This window comes from Rhizobium sp. PAMB 3174 (assembly GCF_052908375.1).
Genome location: NZ_CM128608.1, coordinates 1,369,868 through 1,385,606, shown reverse-complemented (window position 1 = coordinate 1,385,606; position 15,739 = coordinate 1,369,868). Strand labels below are relative to the sequence as shown.

Genomic DNA, 15,739 nt, shown 5'->3' with positions numbered 1-15,739 from the left:
CAATTTATCTCTGGACAAGTTTCGAAGAATGATTGCGCGTTACACCCAAAAAAGGTTCAATCGAACCGGGCGACACAGGAGTGACTGACGAAGATGGACGACGTGCTGGCGGGCTATGGCGGACGGTTCCTTCTTGCGACGGCGATCGTCTCGGTCGCCCTGATCGTATTTGTAGGCATGCTTTGGGTCCTGAAGCGGCGTGCGCCCACCTCCTTCGTCCGCGTGAAGAGGAACAAGAAGAGCCGCCTTCAGGTTCTCGACCACGCCGCCATCGACACCCGCCGCCAGATCGTGCTGATCCGCCGCGACGACGTCGAACATCTGTTGATGATTGGCGGATCGAGCGACATCGTCATCGAAAGCAACATCCCCAACCGGTATTCGGCGGCCGACGGCCAGAATGCCGGCACCTTCGAGAACCCGAGCGCTGCCGACACCTTTGATGTCGGTGCCGCGCAGCCTGTCAGCCCGCCCCCCACGAAACCTTCGCCCAGGTTTCCGCTGGCGGCGCGCCAGACCGATAACGAACCGACCTTGCGCAAGGTCGAGGACATGGAGCGCGGCCTCGACGAGGCGGTCAGCATGTTGCGCAGCGAAGCGGAACTGACCCGCGTCAAGCCCGATGATGCCGCCCCGCCGGTTTCGGCGCCCGACCAGCCGGCACAGCCTGCAAATCCCGTCACAAGGCCCGGTGACCAGACGATGTCCGCCACCGTCACGCCGCAGACGGATGTGTCGCGAGGCAATCCCGTTTCCGTCGAACCGATGGGCTTTTCCACGCCGCCGATGCAGCCGGCCAAGACCATTCTTACCGGCACGGGAAGCATTTTCACGGATGAAGCAGAGGATGTGTTGGAGCGCGCCCGCCAGCGCATCATGAAGCCCTCTCCCCGCCCGCAGAGCGGCGCGAACCACAATGACGACGCACTCCCCGCGGCAGCCAAGGCTGGCCCTGCCATTGACGGCTCGCCGGAGATCAAGGCCCAACAACAGTCATGGACTGCGACCGCTCGGAGCGTTGAGGCGGCCACGCATGAGGTACCGCTGTCCACAACGGACTTCGAGAGCATCCTGCAGGCGGAAATGGATCGCATCCCGATGTCTGCCGCCCCCTCGTCACCATCGGAAGGCCGGCCGGCCCGCACGAGCGCCGCGCCGCCGATCACCGGCGTCAGCCGTGACGAACAGATTCTCCAGAACGAGATCGCGAAAATCTTCGGCGAGATGACCTTCGACCGCAAGAAGAACTAGGCGCGACCAGTCTCTGCCGACAAAGCCATACGGAATCATAAAGGCCGCGCCTCCCAACCGGAGCGCGGCCTTCATTAATGTAACCTGCCCTTGAGGCGAATTCAAAATCGAGCGCGCGGCCTCGTGCCGGCGAGACCCGCTCGGTCAAGCGAAATCGACTTCAGCAGACCCGTCGCGGGACGGATCACTCGTCGCGGTAGACCTTCTCGCGCCGCTCGTGGCGCTCCTGCGCCTCAATCGACAGCGTCGCGATCGGCCTTGCATCCAGACGGCGCAGCCCGATCGGCTCACCCGTCTCTTCGCAATAACCGTAAGTCCCGTCATCGATCCGCTGCAGGGCGGCGTCGATCTTGGAGATCAGCTTGCGCTGCCTGTCGCGGGCTCTCAGTTCGATCGCTCGGTCTGTTTCGGAGGATGCCCGGTCCGCAAGATCGGGATGGTTCGCGCTTTCCTCGGCCAGATGGTCGAGGGTTTCGCGGGCTTCACGGAGGATGTCATTCTTCCACGCAACCAGCTTGGCCCGGAAGTATGCCCTCTGATTTGCATTCATGAACTCCTCGTCTTCCGAGAGCTCATAAGTGCTAAGATCGATATTCTCACTCAACGCGTTTCTCCAGCAGAACATCTCACATGGCGGGTGTATATCCCAAGCAACATGCATTATTCAAGCCAAATGCCACTATCATCAACATTTTTGAAAATAATATGAAAATCAGTAGGATAGACGGTATATCAGGCAAAAATCGTCTGAAGCCTGAGGTTGGTTCTGATCAAATTTAGGACAATCGGCGGCTTTGAGACTTTCCGAGGCAAAATGTGGAGGAGACTCGTGAGTCTTTCACCGCGCGAAAGTGCCCGGTCGCTTGCGCCTGCCCTTCCCGGCCTAAAATTTCCGTGAGGCCGCTGAAAACGCGTTCCGGTTTGGCCGCCGATACGCTAAGGCAAAGAGAGTTGCACACCGGGACCGTTCCATGGATCTGCTGACACCGCCTCCCTTCCGCCTCTACCTCATGCGCCATGCGAACGCCGCCTGGCCGGGGCCTGGGCAGAGCGACTTCGACCGCCCGCTCGACGCGCGGGGTTTTGCGGAAGCAGAACTGGTCGCCGAAAGGGCGGCGGACCTCGGATACCGACCGGACCGGGTGATCGTGTCGACCGCCCGCCGTTGCCGGGAAACAGCCGAACCGCTCAAGCGCGTCTTCGATGAAGAGCTGGACATCCGCTTTTCCGACTCGCTCTATCACGGCTCGGCGAGCGTCTACGCCGAGATCATATCCGCCCAGAGCGACTGCCAGTCCGTTTTGCTGATCGGCCACAATCCGTCCATCGAAGAGCTGTTCGGGGATCTCGCCGGCGCGGAAGCCGTGGCGAAATACGCCGGCTCCGGTTATCCGACGGCGGGCCTTGCCGTCCTCGATGCCTCCGCATCCGTCTGGTCGATCATCCGCTTCATCACCGACATGGACCACTGAAACCGGTACGGGCCTTTCGGCGGCTGGCGACCTTCCCTATATGTTCAGTCGTAACCGCAACCTGAAACGCTGACCTGCCGCCATCCATGACCTCATTCTCCGACGCCGCGCTGATCGCCCTCGACAATCTGGCCGATCGCGCCTCCAATCTGGTCAACCCGTCCGTTCGCCTGGGCGTGACCGGCCTGTCGCGCGCCGGCAAGACGGTCTTCATCTCCTCCCTCGTCCACAATCTGTTGCATGGCGGCCGCCTGCCGATGTTCGAGCCGCTGCAGTCCGGCCGTATTTCCGCGATCCGTCTGGAGCCGCAGCCCGACGACACCGTTCCGCGCTTTCAGTACGAGGATCACATCAAGGCGCTGGTCGAGGACCGCATATGGCCGGATTCCACCCGCGCCATCTCGGAACTGCGTCTGACGATTGCCTATGAAAGCGCCAGCACCTGGAACCGCCTGACCGGTCCCGGTCGGCTATCGATCGACATCGTCGACTATCCCGGCGAATGGCTTCTTGACCTGCCGCTTCTCGATCAGGACTACGACACCTTCAGCCAGCGCACGACGGAGCTGGCCCGCACCGGCGTTCGCGCCGAGCTGTCGCGCGAGTGGCTAGAACTTGCAGAGAAGGCTGATGCCGATGCTCCGGCGGACGAGATGCAGGCGCGGGCGCTTGCCGAAGCCTTCACCCGCTATCTGAGGGCCTGCAAGACGGACGAGCGCTCACTTTCGACCCTTCCCCCCGGGCGGTTCCTGATGCCCGGCGATCTTGAGGGTTCGCCGGCGCTGACATTCGCGCCGCTGCCGGATCTTGAGGAAAAGAGCGCCATCCGCGGCTCGCTTCGGGCGATGATGGAGCGCCGCTACGAGGCCTACAAGACGTCCGTCGTAAAACCCTTCTTCCGCGAGCATTTCGCAAGGCTCGATCGCCAGATCGTGCTGGTCGACGCGTTGCAGGCGATCAACCGCGGGCCGGAGGCCGTTGCCGATCTCGAACGCGCCCTGACCGACGTGCTCGCCTGCTTCCGCGCCGGCCGCAACACCTTCCTCTCTTCGCTGGTGACGCGGCGCGTCGAAAAGGTGCTGATCGCCGCGACCAAGGCCGACCACCTGCACCATGAAAGCCACCGGCGGCTGGAGGTTCTGACCGCCCGCCTCGTCGATCGCGCCGTCAAGCGCATCGGCATGTCCGGCGCCGGCATCGACGTCATCGCCATGGCCGCCGTGCGCGCCACCCGCGAAGGCACGGTCAAGCATGACGGACAGGAACTGCCGGTCATCACCGGCACGCCGATCGCCGGCGAGACGATCGCCGGCAAGACCTTCGACGGCAACGAGAAAACCGCCATATTTCCCGGTGACTTGCCGGAGAATCCTGAATCATTCTTTCAACATATGGATGCCGATGCCGCCGGCTTCGGCAACTGGCAGAAGCCGGAGGTCAATGTCGTCCGCTTCCGCCCGCCGCATCTGGAGAAAACCGGCGAAGGCGTCACGCTTTCGGTGCCCCACATCCGCCTTGACCGCGCCATGCAATTTCTGTTCGGAGACCGCCTGGAATGACCGCCGACGAGAATAGACAGCGCCGCGCGCCGGCATCCTTTCCAATGATGGAGGATCCCACGCCGTCAAAGCCGCAGGGCGCCAAGCCGCGCCAGCCGGAGAGCTTTTCGGTCGAGGTCGTCCCAACGCCCGACCATGAAGACCCCTTCCTGTCGGAAAGCATTGCCGAAGAGAAGCTGCCGGTCGCCGTGCCGAAGCCGCGCAAGCGCTTCTCCTTCGCCAAGCTCGCGGCAGGCGCGTTCGGCGCGGTATTGTCGCTCGCCGCCTGGCTCTGGATCGACCAGCTCATCCGAGACCTTTTCAGCCGGGCCGACTGGCTGGGCTATACCGCGATCGCGCTCGTCTGCCTCGGTGTCCTCGGCCTTCTCGGCATCGTATTGCGCGAAACCATCGGCATTGCGCGCCTGAATGCCGTCCAGAAGATCAAGCAGGAGGCCACCGAAGCCGCGGCACACACCAGCGCCGCGCCGGCGCGCAAGGCGGTCGCGCACCTCGTGTCCCTCTCCGACAGCCGCCCGGAAACGGCGAAGGGCCGCGCCACGCTGGCCGCGACCGAAGGCGAGGTCGTCGACGGCGCCGACCTCATACGTCTTGCCGAGCGGGAACTGATGGGGCCGCTAGACCGCATCGCCGCCGCCGCCGTCCTCTCGTCCGCCAAGCGTGTCTCGGTCGTCACCGCCGTCAGCCCGCGCGCAATCGTTGATCTCGCCTATGTGCTCTACGAGGCGGCCAGGCTGATCCGCACCATCGCCGATCTCTATGGCGGCAGGCCCGGCTCGCTCGGAATGCTGCGGCTGATGCGCGACGTCTTGGCCCATCTCGCCGTCACCGGCTCGATTGCCGTCGGCGACAGCCTCGTCCAGCAGGTGCTCGGCCACGGCCTGGCGTCCCGTCTTTCCGCCCGGCTCGGCGAAGGCGTCATCAACGGGTTGATGACCGCGCGCATCGGCATCGCCGCCATGGACCTTTGCCGTCCGCTCGAGTTCAAGGCGCTGAAAAGGCCCGGAATTGGCGAATTCTTAACCAAGCTCGCTCCGGAATTCCGTTCCAGCAAGACGACGAAAGAATAGAGATACGCCATCTCCGTCAATGGCTTATGCGAGGATTTCGCGCCGTTCAGCGTTATCCACGGAAGCGGCATCGAAAGCCTTCGCTTGCATCGATTGAAACAAAGCATTAACCATTATCGTGCAAGTATCGGGGTACTTGCAAAGCTGTTTCATTCGGGGAATTTCCATGTTTTCGCACCGCTTCGTCAGTGCAACCGCGATCTTTGCGCTCACACTTACACTGCCCTTGGCGAACGCCGGCACCGCGCTGGCCTCTTCTCGCGACAAGGCCTTCTTCTCGTCCGTCTCCGGACAGTGGAAGGGTCCGGGAGAAATCGTCGCCGGCAAGTACAAGGGCACGAAGTTCACCTGCAACCTGACCGGCGAGACACCCGACAGCAGCGTCGGCATGTCGCTTGACGGATCCTGCCGGGTCGGCGTGTTCAGCCAGCCGATGAAGGCAGTCGTCGCGCAGGCCGGCGGCGGCTACAAGGGCAAGTTCCTCGACGGCGCAGCCGGCAAGGGTCTCGACATCGTGTCCGGCACCGTGCGCGGCAACAGCGTCGTCATGGGCATCAACCGCCAGAAGCTGAATGGCGCGATGATCGCCCGCATGGCCGGCGACAACACCATGAACATCACGATTTCGGTCAAGGTCGGCGAAACTCTGGTGCCGGTCATCGGCCTCACCCTGCAGCGCGATCCGGATTCGATCCAGGTCGGCGCCATCAAGTAGGCAGGACGAAAGCCCAACAGACAGTGCTCAAGGCCGCGTATGCGGCCTTTTTCATGCCGTTCGCCACCAGTCACTGTCGGCGTCGGCAACCGCTATTCCCGTGCGATCCACGCCTGCCAGCCAGTCAGCGACCGATTTGCCTGCGACCGTCAGCTCGGCGGCGATATCGGCGAGCGGCAACAGCACGAAACCGCGCTCCGTCATGCGCGGATGCGGAATTTCCAGCGGCTTGCTGGAGATCTCGAGATCGCCATAGGTGAGAATATCGATGTCGATCGTCCTCGGCCCCCAGCGCTCCACCCTCACCCGCTTCATGTCGAGTTCGGTCGAAAGACAGAACTCCAGAAGCTTGTCGGCTTCGAGGCTGGTTTCGATCAGCGCGCAAGCGTTGAAGAAGTCCGGCTGATCGGTCTTGCCCCAGGGCGGCGTGCGATAAAGCTTCGAGACGGCGACGACGGACGTGTCGCCACGACCGTCGATCATGCGCAACGCCTCGCCCATAGCATGCGGTGGATCGCCGACATTGCCGCCAAGCCCGAGGGTGGCGGCAATGCGTGCGCCCTCAGACAAAGTGCTCAATGCTCACCTGTACGTAGTCCAGAACGCCGGGCACAGGCGCGCTCGGCTTGCGCACCGTGATGTGGGCGCGCCGAATCTGCGAGAACCGGTCGCACAGCGCCTTGGCGATCTCAAGCGCCAGCGCCTCGATCAGGTAGCGCCGCTCGCCAGTGACGATACGCTCGATGACCTGAAAGGCGACGCCATAGTCGACCGTCGACGTAATGTCGTCCGTCTCCAGCGCATCGCCCGGTTCGACGTCGAGTTCCGCGTCGACGAAGAAGCGCTGGCCCAGCACTTCCTCCTCCGTGTGCAGCCCGTGGCGGGCGAAGAACGCACAGTTCTTCAGGGTGATCGTATAGGTCTTGGTCATTGCTGCGGCCTCCAGGCCATGCGTTGTTTGGTGACCAGCATAGCATCCGCAACCGCGAGTGCATCCCGGTTCATTGCGACATTATGCACCCGGAAAATCGCCGCCCCCATCAACCGCAGCATCACGGTGGTCGCAGCGGTGCCGGCATCGCGATCCGCCGCCTCCCGTCCGGTCAGCGCGCCGATGAAGCGCTTTCGCGAGGTTCCGGCCAGAAGCGGCAGCCCGAGCGCATGCAATTCGTCGAAGCGGGCCATCAGGTCCATGTTCAATTCGACGGTCTCCTTGGCAAAACCGAAGCCCGGATCGAGAACGACCTGATCGCGCGAAACGCCCGCCTTGTCGGCAATCTCAAGCGACGTCGCGAAGAAGGCTCTCTGATCGTCGATCACGTCTGGAAGCACCGCGCGTCCGCGCCCGGTATGCATCAGCACCAGGCCGGCGCCGGTCGCAGCCGCGACCGCGGCGATGTCGGGCTCGCGCTGCGCGCCATGCACGTCATTGATGATGTGCGCGCCCGCCTCGATGGCCAGCCGGGCCGTCTCCGCCCGGTAGGTGTCGACCGAGATCAGCACGCCCTCATGCGCGGCCAGAGCGGCGATCACGGGAAGGACGCGCTCCTGCTCCTCGCTTGCAGTGACCGGAGCCGCCCCCGGACGGGTCGATTCCCCGCCGACGTCGACGATCAGCGCGCCCTGCTCCACGCAGGAAAGCGCATGCGCGATGGCCGCATCGGTCGCCTGGTAGAGACCGCCGTCGGAAAACGAGTCCGGCGTCACATTGACGACGGCCATGATATGGCCCTTCGCGCCAAGCGTCGCCGTACGACCATGCGCCAGCCGCCACTCTGTTTCCCGTAGCACCGCTGATGCGAAATTCGTCACTTGACCCGCCTCGTGAAATTATCGCCGCGCCATGTTGCGCTGTCCCCGGCTATGCAGCAAGCTCGCGCCAAGTGCAAGCATACGGAACTGACACATGCGCCACATCCGCCGCCGGACCAGAGCCTCGATCATACTCGCCGCAGCATTGATTGCAGCGGTCGCAATCCCGGACCGGTCGCAGGCGCAGCCGGTCATTCACAAGTCCTATCGCTACTTCTCGATCCACGGCAAAACCGCCGAGGATCTCGACCGGGAACTGACCCGCCGCGGGCCGAAGAGCCGGACGAGCGGCCTTCATCATCCGGGACTGACGCGCATCCGTTTCGATGGCAAGGTGACCTACGAGCAGTCCGCCGGCAGATGCCGCGTGTCGAAGGCGCTTGTCATCCTCGACATAACGATCTTCCTGCCCAAATGGGTCAACCGTCGCCATGCAGACCGCGGCCTCGCCCTCGTCTGGGACACACTGTCGACCGACATTCGCCGGCACGAGGAGCGCCATGCGGAGATCGCACGCACGCACGCCTTCGAAACCGAACGCGCACTCCTGGCATTGCCGCCCCAGCGCGATTGCGACCGGATGAAGGAGAAGGTGGATGTCGTGTCCGCCGAGATGCTGATCGCCCACGATGCCGACCAGAGCCGCTTCGACCGGCTGCAGGCCGCCACATTCGATCGTCGTATGATTCGCATGCTACGGATGAAACTCGACCGCAAAAACCAGTCTCAATAGACGCGTCTATGAAACTACACCCGCAAGTTCTTCTAGTTTCAAGTTAAAACTTATCTGAAACTTGCGGACAATACTGTGAATAACTGGTCAAATCTGGCGATGGATATTGCCAGCGGGTTCGTTTAGAAATCAAATCAACAAAGGCAGAAATTCACAAGAGTTTTCAATGTTCTCCTGGCGCGTCCTATGCCGCAGGTGTTTCCTCCCTCGCCTGACTGGCGACGTGCCCGACTTGCCTCGCTCCCACAACAGAGCGAGGCTTTTTTTTGCCAGCGTCTGCTGATCAGGCCTGCTTTTCCGGAGTATAGACGATGAGGCCGTCGAGATCCGGCGTCATCTTGATCTGACAGGAAAGCCTGGACGTCGGGCGCACATCGTAGGCGAAATCCAGCATGTCTTCTTCCATGGGCTCCGGCGGTCCGACCTTGTCGGTCCAGGCGTCGTCCACATAGACATGACAGGTGGCACAGGCACAGGCGCCGCCACATTCTGCCTCGATGCCCTGAACGGAATTGCGAACGGCGTTTTCCATGACGGTCGAGCCGTCTGCCACGTCGAGATCGACCCGGCTGCCGTCGAAAGCGACAATAGTCAGTTTGGTCATTGCTACCCTTGTCCGACGAAATTGGGAGGATGTTATTATCCGAACGGTTTCTTCCGACAAAAACACCAGTCAGTCAACCATTGGCGACGGCAATCTCAGGGCCCGCATCGGACCCAGCGGCCCCTCTCCTTTGTCGCCGAGATCCCGGCCGGCAAGGCGCGATACAACACTTCATTAACCAGAATTATGGCTGGTCGCGCAAAAGCGGCCGCCGGAGCACGAGGGTCGGAAATCGGTGACACCAACGCGGCAATCAGCACCAATTCGGCACGTGCACCGCGGGGACGGTCAGCGGTCGAGTGCCAATATGAAATTGTGAACGTCGATGACGGCGGCGCTGACGGCGGCAAGCTGCGCCGGATCGGTGGGCTTGGCCTCCAGAAGACCGGCCGCCTCAGCGAGTTGGAACGCGCCGATCGATGCCGCCGATCCTTTCAGCCGATGGGCCGTTGCCGAGGTCTTCTCAGGCTCCGGGCCGGACAACTCGGTCATGTAGATCCGGACCTGCCGGGCAAATGCCCTCAGCACGTCTATTTCAAGGGCCTTGTCGCCCATGGTCTGCCGGGAAAGGTGGACCATATCGACCGGCCGCGCCTTGGATGAAAGGGCGCCCGCAGCGTTGTCCGGTGCCGCGAAGGCGATATTGTATGCCGCCATGACTTAACCTCGTCTCCTGTTTGGATGATCGAGTGTGGCGCCGAATATGTGGCTTAAAGCTGAACTGGCTGAATTCGGGACAATGTTTTTGGCGATATGGTTAACAAAGTGTGAGTGCCCGTATTTCCTAGTGTTTTTGGGCTTAAGGATTGTTTATAAAGTGTTAACGACCAGCAGTGACCCTGCCGCGCGACCGGGGGGTTGATTGTGTCTTCGATATGAATGTGTCAGTACGATACTGTTTGGATCAACCGGATTGGCACGCCGCACCGACCAGTGAAAAAAGCTTGGGAAACACGAGCTTCGGTCATATCGGTGCCAGAATGTTGCTTGACGGCTGTGACATATGAAGCAGAAGCTTCTCTTTTGTCACTTCCATATGGGGTCCGGCCGCATCAGCCGCCGGACGGAATGTGAAAGTACAGAGATGCCTGGCCGGTGCATGATGCCGACCGATTTGGAGTGAGGCGTAATCGAATGGCGAACAAGAAATCCAGCGGCTCCCTTGATGATGCAGCGTTCAAGGCTCTCGATGACGCCTTGAAGATCGATTTCGATGACGAAGACGACGCGGTAGCCGCCGCGGGCAACAAGTCGACAGCGCAGCGCGCCCAGCCGCGGCCGCAACCTTCGCCGGCCCCGGCCGCCGAGGCGCCACGCCGTGCCGCGACCCAACCCAAGTCCCCGTCGCTTGCACCCGCTAACGACCGCAGCCGCCGCAACCCGGCGGCCATCATGCGCTCGCTGGAAGGAACGGCGGCAGGTTCGGCAATTCTGAATGCCGTCATCGTTTCGCTCGTCTGGGTCGTCGCCTGCGTCGGCCTCGCACAGCTGGTCTATGGTTCGGACATGTGGAAGGTCGGTTCCGCCGCCGGCTTCATGGCCCTGCCCGGCGCGATCGCCATCGTGCTGATCACCGTCATTCCCGTCATCATGTTCTTCGCGTTTGCGCTGATGATGGCGCGCGCCCAGGATCTGCGCAACACGGCGCGTTCGATGGCCGAGATCGCCATCCGCCTCGCCGAACCGGAAACCTCGTCCGCCGACCGCATCATGACCGTCGGCCAGGCCGTACGCCGCGAAGTTTCCGCCATGAACGAAAGCATCGAGCGCACGATCGCCCGCGCCACCGAGCTGGAATCCATGGTTCATTCCGAAGTCTCCGCACTGGAACGCTCCTTCTCGGACAATGAGATGCGCGTACGCGGCCTCGTCCACGAGCTCGGCTCCGAGCGCGAAGCGATCGTCAACCACGCCGAACGCATCCGCTCGTCGATCGTTCATTCCCACGAGCAGCTCAAGGAAGACCTGTCGCTGGCAACCGAGGAAATCTCGGTCCGTCTGGCAACCTCCGGCGAAGCTTTCGCCTCGCTGATCGACACCCGCGTCGCCACGCTCATGGAAAAGTCCGACGCGATCACGCAGGACATCGGTTCGCTGCTCTCCGAGCGCGCCGACGCGCTGCTCGACGTCATCAACAACTCCGGCTACGCGCTCACCAACGAGTTCGACAACCGCCTGGATTCGCTCGCGGAGAAGCTCTCCACGCGCGGATCGGAACTGCTGACCCAGTTCGAGACCCGCGCCTCGACGCTCGACGCCAACACCGAGAAGCTGAACGCCGCCCTGATGGAACGCGCCCAGCAGTTCAATGAATCGCTGATGGCCCGTACCAAGGAAATCAACGACACGCTGACCGATGGCGGCCGCACGATTTCCGGCACGTTGGAGAGCGTTCTCAACAGCCTCAACACCCAGCTCGAAGACAAGTCGCAGAGCTTCCGCCAGAACCTGCAGGCCAGCGCCGAAGACGCCTTCACCGACTTCGACATCCGCTCGGGCATGATCGAGGGCCGTCTGCAGGGCACCATCAGCCAGCTCGCCACCATCTTCGACGACCGCATGTCGGAACTGACGCAGTCCTTCTCCGACCAGTCGGCCGCCCTCTCGTCCGCCCTGCAGAACGGCCAGTCGCTGTTCGACGCCGCCATGCAGAGTCAGACGGATAACATCACCCGCACGATCGAAAGCACCTCCAGCCGCGCCGCAGCGGCCATGGAGAACAGTGCCGCCGCGCTCGACACCGCGATGGAAAACCGCACCGAGGAGCTCGCATCCGTCCTCTCCGGCTCGCAGCAGCGCATCGAGGAGATCCTGTCCGACCGCAGCGACTCGCTGCTCAAGCGCTTCGACGACCGCCATGCACGCCTTGGCGAAACCTTGACGAGCAAGGCGCACGTGATCGGCGAAACGATCGACGAAGCAGCAGCCCAGCTGTCGCGGTCGATGGAGAGCCGCACCAGCGCAATCGCACAGGCGCTTGCCGACGGTCAGCAGAACATCGACCTGTCGCTGGAAGTCCAGACCAGCACGCTCCTGGAAACCGTCAACGAGGCGGAAACGCGCATTTCCTCAAGCTTCGCCGAAAAGGCCGACGGCATCCGCAGCGCCTACTCGGATGGCCAGGACCGCCTCGACAAGTCGCTTTCCGCTTACGGCGAAAACGTCTCCGACATGCTCGCCTCCGGCTCCAAGCGGATCGAAACGACCATCGGCGCATCCACCGACCGCATCGAGACCGTTCTCGGCTCCTCGTCCGAACACATCGAACAGTCGCTCGCCAACAACCTGTCGCGCATGGAAGGCAGCCTCAACAGCGGCCTCTCCCATCTCGACCATTCGCTCGAGAGCGCACATGACCGCATCGAAGCGACCCTGCAGGACCGCAGCGAGGCGATCTCTGTCGCGCTCAAGGACGGCAATTCCGCCCTGCACATCACGCTCGGCGACCACGAGGCTTCGCTGCGCGAAACCCTCCACAGCGCCAACAAGGACTTCGACGAACAGCTCAACAGCACCGTCAAGGCCATCGACACCCGTATCGACAGCGCCGCGAAGTTCATCGACCAGAGCGCGGACAAGGCAGCGACCCGCGTCGAGCAGTCGGTAGCGGAAGTCGGCACCCGGTTCGGCTCCCTCGAGAACCGCATCGAGCAGAGCGTCGCAAGCGTTGCCGGCCACCTGGAAGACGGCGCGTCGAAGATCGACGAACGCCTGAGCACCATGGACCGCGCGCTCGAAATGGGGCTCAACAGCGTCCATCAGATGATCGACGGCAAGGCCGCCGGTCTCGCCAACACGCTGCGTTCGTCCGTCATCGAGACGACCCAGGCCATGGACGAGCGCACAGCCGCCCTTGCCGAAACCCTGCGCTCGAGCCTGATCGAAGTCGCCGCCACGTTTGACGACAAGACAACGCGTCTCAACAACGTCGTACGTTCCAACCTTCAGGAAACCTCGGAAACGATCGATCAGAAGACCAGCCATCTGAACGATGTCCTGCGCGCCAACCTGCAGGAAGCAACGGAGACCATCGACCAGAAGACCGGCGATCTGAACAATGTCTTGCGGACCAACCTTCAGGAAACCGCGGACACGATCGACGCCAAGACACAGCACCTCAACAATGTCCTGCGGTCGAACCTGCAGGAAGCCGCCGAAACGATCGACGCCAAGACCCTGGCGCTGTCGGAAGACCTGCGTCGCACGGTGCTCGACACCACGCAGTCGATCGGCAGCGAAGCGGAGCGCACCGCCGCCCTGCTCTCGTCGACCGGCGCCGAGTTCTCCGAAACGGTCCACGGCCGCAGCGAGGCATTTGCCGAGAACGTCGAGGCCCGCAGCCGCCAGATCCTGGAAAACGTCGCGGACTCGCAGAACCGCCTGTCCGCCCAGGCAGCCGCTGTCGCCCAGACCTTCGCCGAGGCCGGCAACTCGATCATCGGCAAGGTCGCCGAGGCCGAAACGGTCGTCACCGGCCACATCGCCAGCATCAGCCAGACGCTGGTCGACGCCGAGCAGTCGCTTGAGGATCGCAGCCATTCGATCCGCTCCAGCCTGCTGTCGAGCACCGAGGAACTGTCCTCGACGCTCTCCAACGTCAACCGCGCCCTCGAAGAGCGCTCCAACCGCATCCGCACGAGCCTCGAAGAGAATGCCCGCACGATCGACGCCTCGCTGGCCGACGTCGACAAGGCGCTCGAAGCCCGCGGCGCGGCAATCCGCTCCTCGATCGACGAGCGCAGCCGCGAACTGAACTCGCTGCTGTCCGAGCACTCCACCGAGCTTGCCCGCATCATCGACGAGAAGGCCCGCCCGGTCGTCGACGAATATGCGACGATCGGCCAGACCGCGGCGGAACAGATCTCGTCGGCCGCACAGATGAGCGCCGACCGCCTGCGCAGCGAAAACGCCGCTCTCATCGAGGCGATATCTTCCCGTTCGAACAGCACCGCCCAGGCGATCAACGAACTGGAAGGCAGCCTGCGCGAAAGCGTCGACGCCCTCGTCGACCGCATCGACCAGAGCAATTCGGGCGTCGTCGACAGCATGCAGCGCGCCAGCGCCGAGTTCCTGTCCTCCAGCGAACATCTCGACGGCGTGTCCAACCGCTTCACCGAGACGGCCGCTCGCGCCACCGACATGGTCTCCGCCTCGACCCGCCTGCTCGAAGGCAAGGTCGACAAGCTGGCGCAGCTGTCCGGCGACACGCTCACCCAGATCGGCGAGATCGTCGGCCGCTTCGATGACCACTCCAAGGTTCTCGGCCGCGCCTCCGAGCTTCTCGGTGCCGCCCAGTCGAACCTCGCCAACACGCTGGAAGAACGCCAGGAAGCCCTGCGCAGCCTGTCCACCGGCCTGGTTCAGCGCTCCGAAGAGATCGAACGCAACATGCAGGGTCTCGCCTCCATGATCGAAAACGCCTTTGCCGGCGCGGAAGACATGGCGAGCGGCTTTGCCAACCGCCTGCGTGGCGGCGTGCAGGAATCGCTGACCGGCATCGGCTCGATGCTCGACGACGCCGACCGCAAGTCCGCCGACACAGCAAACCGGCTGCGCGAGACCATGCGCGAGGCCGTCGAAGAAGCCGCATCCCGCTTCGCCGGCGCCACCGACGACATCCGTCGCTCTGCGCAGGAAATCCGCAACGAGCTCGACATCACCCGTGGCGAACTCAAGCGTGGCGCCTTCGACCTGCCGGAAGAAGCCAAGGAAAGCGCTGCCGCCATGCGCCGCGCCGTTTCCGAGCAGATCCGCGCGCTGCAGGACATCGCCTCGCTCGTCGGCCGCTCGGGCCAGCAGATGGAAGTCTCCGGCCCGACCGTCAGCCAGCCGAAGCCGCGTGCCTATGCAACAGCAGCAGCACCGCAGGCTGCCCCCGCGCCGGCTCCGGCCGTCGCGGCCGCACCGCAGATCGACCGCACCGCGGCGACCCTGCGCGGCACCCTGACGGCAGAAGCACCGGCAACGGCGCGCATGCCGACACCGGCGCAGACCCCGGCACCGGGGCCCGCCGCAGCCCAGGGCCAGCAGGGTGGCTGGATCTCCGACCTCCTGCGCGGCGCCTCGCGTGACGCACAGGCTCCGGCCCAGCAGCAGCCGGCCCGTCCGACCGCCGCCGAAGCCCCGGCCCGTCCGGCCGGCGACAAGCGCAACCCGCAGCATGTCGTCGAATCGCTGAACTCGCTGTCGGTCGATATCGCCCGCGCCATCGATCATGACGCCTCGGTCGAGCTGTGGCGCCGCTACCAGCGCGGCGAGCAGGACGTCTTCACCCGCCGGCTCTACACGCTGAAGGGCCAGCAGACCTTCGACAACATCAAGCGCAAGTACGAGACCGAGCCGGAATTCCGCAAGGCCGTCGACCGCTACATCGGCGATTTCGAGAAGCTGCTCGGCGACGTTGCCCGCAGCGATCCGGACAAGTCGATCACGCAGAGCTACCTGACCTCCGACACCGGCAAGGTCTACACGATGCTCGCTCACGCCGCCGGCCGCTTCGGCTGATCCGGCAGACAGGCCAGAA

The 15,739-nt window shown here is 63.3% G+C and carries 13 protein-coding genes; 7 read left to right on the top strand and 6 right to left on the bottom strand.

Annotated features, from left to right (window positions below; genetic code table 11):
• Positions 1-93: 93 nt before the first annotated feature.
• The gene (locus tag ACU5AY_RS06535; protein ID WP_446828458.1) at positions 94-1,251 is read left to right on the top strand and encodes a flagellar biosynthetic protein FliO; all 1,158 of its coding nucleotides are present in this window, start codon (positions 94-96) and stop codon (positions 1,249-1,251) included.
• A 184-nt stretch (positions 1,252-1,435) separates the two neighbouring features.
• Here ACU5AY_RS06535 and dksA read toward each other — a convergent pair whose 3' ends face one another.
• Complete coding sequence (dksA, locus tag ACU5AY_RS06530) at positions 1,436-1,855, bottom strand: RNA polymerase-binding protein DksA (protein ID WP_446823914.1); 420 nt, start codon at positions 1,853-1,855, stop codon at positions 1,436-1,438.
• Between the two features lie 367 nt (positions 1,856-2,222).
• Here dksA and ACU5AY_RS06525 point away from each other — a divergent pair, with 367 nt between their 5' ends.
• The 4 genes from ACU5AY_RS06525 to ACU5AY_RS06510 all read left to right on the top strand — a co-directional run bounded on the left by ACU5AY_RS06525 (position 2,223) and on the right by ACU5AY_RS06510 (position 6,067).
• Entirely contained in the window at positions 2,223-2,723 is a 501-nt protein-coding gene (locus tag ACU5AY_RS06525) for a SixA phosphatase family protein (RefSeq protein WP_446828457.1), read from the top strand.
• A 74-nt stretch (positions 2,724-2,797) separates the two neighbouring features.
• Positions 2,798-4,282, top strand: coding sequence for a YcjX family protein (locus ACU5AY_RS06520; RefSeq protein ID WP_446828960.1), 1,485 nt, complete (start codon positions 2,798-2,800; stop codon positions 4,280-4,282).
• Positions 4,279-5,352 carry a YcjF family protein gene (locus ACU5AY_RS06515; RefSeq protein WP_446828456.1) on the top strand — a complete coding sequence of 358 codons (1,074 nt, stop codon included), beginning with the start codon at positions 4,279-4,281 and terminating at the stop codon, positions 5,350-5,352. Before ACU5AY_RS06520 ends, ACU5AY_RS06515 begins: the two co-directional genes overlap by 4 nt.
• 166 nt (positions 5,353-5,518) lie before the next feature.
• Positions 5,519-6,067 (top strand): hypothetical protein, encoded by a 549-nt coding sequence (locus ACU5AY_RS06510; RefSeq protein ID WP_446828455.1) that lies wholly within the window; start codon positions 5,519-5,521, stop codon positions 6,065-6,067.
• A 51-nt stretch (positions 6,068-6,118) separates the two neighbouring features.
• On the opposite strand, the gene folK is transcribed toward ACU5AY_RS06510, so the two are convergent.
• From folK to folP, 3 genes are read right to left on the bottom strand one after another with little or no spacing between them, the layout of a single operon-like run.
• Entirely contained in the window at positions 6,119-6,637 is a 519-nt protein-coding gene (gene folK / locus ACU5AY_RS06505) for a 2-amino-4-hydroxy-6-hydroxymethyldihydropteridine diphosphokinase (RefSeq protein ID WP_446828959.1), read from the bottom strand.
• Entirely contained in the window at positions 6,630-6,998 is a 369-nt protein-coding gene (folB, locus tag ACU5AY_RS06500; protein WP_446823909.1) for a dihydroneopterin aldolase, read from the bottom strand. The genes folK and folB overlap by 8 nt, the downstream gene beginning before the upstream one ends.
• Entirely contained in the window at positions 6,995-7,879 is an 885-nt protein-coding gene (gene folP, locus ACU5AY_RS06495; protein ID WP_446828454.1) for a dihydropteroate synthase, read from the bottom strand. The genes folB and folP overlap by 4 nt, the downstream gene beginning before the upstream one ends.
• A 94-nt stretch (positions 7,880-7,973) precedes the next feature.
• On the opposite strand from folP, the gene ACU5AY_RS06490 reads away from it, so the two are divergent.
• On the top strand, positions 7,974-8,612 hold the full coding sequence (locus ACU5AY_RS06490; RefSeq protein ID WP_446828453.1) for a DUF922 domain-containing Zn-dependent protease: 639 nt from the start codon (positions 7,974-7,976) through the stop codon (positions 8,610-8,612).
• A 283-nt stretch (positions 8,613-8,895) separates the two neighbouring features.
• Here the strand turns inward: ACU5AY_RS06490 and ACU5AY_RS06485 are convergent, their stop codons facing one another.
• Positions 8,896-9,216, bottom strand: coding sequence for a 2Fe-2S iron-sulfur cluster-binding protein (locus tag ACU5AY_RS06485; RefSeq protein ID WP_446823906.1), 321 nt, complete (start codon positions 9,214-9,216; stop codon positions 8,896-8,898).
• Between the two features lie 288 nt (positions 9,217-9,504).
• Positions 9,505-9,873, bottom strand: a complete 369-nt coding sequence (locus ACU5AY_RS06480) for an Hpt domain-containing protein (RefSeq protein ID WP_446828452.1) — start codon at positions 9,871-9,873, stop codon at positions 9,505-9,507.
• Between the two features lie 477 nt (positions 9,874-10,350).
• Here ACU5AY_RS06480 and ACU5AY_RS06475 point away from each other — a divergent pair, with 477 nt between their 5' ends.
• Positions 10,351-15,720, top strand: coding sequence for an apolipoprotein A-IV repeat region-like domain-containing protein (locus ACU5AY_RS06475; RefSeq protein WP_446828451.1), 5,370 nt, complete (start codon positions 10,351-10,353; stop codon positions 15,718-15,720).
• Positions 15,721-15,739 lie beyond the last annotated feature (19 nt).

Excerpts from the sequence above, each read along its gene's own strand:
- ACU5AY_RS06490 (WP_446828453.1), top strand. The coding sequence starts at position 7,974 with ATGCGCCACATCCGCCGCCGGACCAGAGCCTCGATCATACTCGCCGCA.
- ACU5AY_RS06510 (WP_446828455.1), top strand. The coding sequence starts at position 5,519 with ATGTTTTCGCACCGCTTCGTCAGTGCAACCGCGATCTTTGCGCTCACA.
- ACU5AY_RS06525 (WP_446828457.1), top strand. The coding sequence starts at position 2,223 with ATGGATCTGCTGACACCGCCTCCCTTCCGCCTCTACCTCATGCGCCAT.
- ACU5AY_RS06535 (WP_446828458.1), top strand. The coding sequence starts at position 94 with ATGGACGACGTGCTGGCGGGCTATGGCGGACGGTTCCTTCTTGCGACG.
- ACU5AY_RS06475 (WP_446828451.1), top strand. The coding sequence starts at position 10,351 with ATGGCGAACAAGAAATCCAGCGGCTCCCTTGATGATGCAGCGTTCAAG.
- ACU5AY_RS06515 (WP_446828456.1), top strand. The coding sequence starts at position 4,279 with ATGACCGCCGACGAGAATAGACAGCGCCGCGCGCCGGCATCCTTTCCA.
- ACU5AY_RS06480 (WP_446828452.1), bottom strand. The coding sequence starts at position 9,873 with ATGGCGGCATACAATATCGCCTTCGCGGCACCGGACAACGCTGCGGGC.
- ACU5AY_RS06485 (WP_446823906.1), bottom strand. The coding sequence starts at position 9,216 with ATGACCAAACTGACTATTGTCGCTTTCGACGGCAGCCGGGTCGATCTC.
- folB (WP_446823909.1), bottom strand. The coding sequence starts at position 6,998 with ATGACCAAGACCTATACGATCACCCTGAAGAACTGTGCGTTCTTCGCC.